This is a genomic window from Marinobacter halodurans (genome assembly GCF_004327985.1).
Taxonomy (GTDB): Bacteria; Pseudomonadota; Gammaproteobacteria; order Pseudomonadales; family Oleiphilaceae; genus Marinobacter_A; species Marinobacter_A halodurans.
Genome location: NZ_SJDL01000148.1, coordinates 1 through 1054, shown reverse-complemented (window position 1 = coordinate 1054; position 1054 = coordinate 1). Strand labels below are relative to the sequence as shown.

The following is a 1054-nucleotide window of genomic DNA, read 5'->3' as shown; positions in this document are numbered from 1 at the left end:
GGCTGCTCGAAAGCCGGCGTGAAGTGGACGGGCTGCTCAAGCATGAGCTCGACGCCGAGATCACGCGTTCTGAGCGGTGGCATGGATTGGAGCGACTGGGCCGGGAAGCCCCTTTCAAATGAGACGAATTCCTGGGAAGTACCCAGTTGGACCGCCACATAGGCGGGTGCGATAGACGTTGTCCGTTTGTTCAGCGCGGCGGAGTCGGTTTCCAGGGTGTGTATGCGTGACCAGCTCCACTGTACCTCACTGAACGCAACGCGATAGTCGTGCATCACCGCGCGGCCCTGCAGGAAAGCCGGTATCAGGACGTCGCTTGACCACTCGCCCTCACTGTCTCGCCTGGTTGGAGTGCGTTGTTCCAGGTTGTCGGGGCGATAGCGGGCAAGGTCAATATCACTCATGCGCCCGTCTGGCCCCACTTCCAGCTCTCGCCAGAGGGTCTGGCCCTTGAAAACGTACAGGTAGCCGGGTCGTAGCAGGGCGACACCGAGCCCCGTGTTGACAGTGACGCCGCCACTGTTGACGGGCGCATTGTCCAGGATTTCCGCCAGAGGCATGACGCGCATCAGGGTGTTTTCCTGGACGTCCTCGCGCTCTTCGTTGGATCGGGCCTGCTGGAGCAGCGGCAGGGTGATGGTCCCGCCTTCGCGCTTGGGAATGTCCAGCACCAGGTCGGCCGGGGAGGCGTCGTCATAGTCGGCCTGCCTGAATACCGATTGTTCCCGGGCCTCCTCCTGAAACTCCACCTCTGACATCAGGTTGTCTCCCCGTTGTTCTTGATCGCCCGTACGTTCTCGATTTCATCGCTGCCGCCAATGATGTCGACGATCAGCTTCCGGTTTCCGCTTGGTGCCGGGCCGGATGAGCGCTGCTCAACATCGGCCAGTTTTGCGGGCTCAATCCGTTGGCCTTTGGCGGCTTCCAGGCCGGCAGGTACTTCCGGCAGTTCTGCCGACTGCCCCGACCCACTCCCCGGCGCCCCGCCGGAATTCAGCTTGACGCTGGGGCCGGCCAGGGTGACGCCGCTGGCGTCCAGTTTCAGGAAGCTGCC

Annotated in this window: 1 protein-coding gene and 1 pseudogene; both read right to left on the bottom strand. The window is 62.7% G+C overall.

What is annotated here, in order from left to right; translation table 11 throughout:
* The coding region (locus EZI54_RS23855) for a toxin VasX (RefSeq protein ID WP_207389347.1) at nt 1-758 on the bottom strand (758 nt) is incomplete at its 3' end.
* Nucleotides 758-1054: pseudogene (locus EZI54_RS23850) on the bottom strand (hypothetical protein); the annotation flags it as partial. The pseudogene EZI54_RS23850 and the gene EZI54_RS23855, both read right to left, overlap by 1 nt.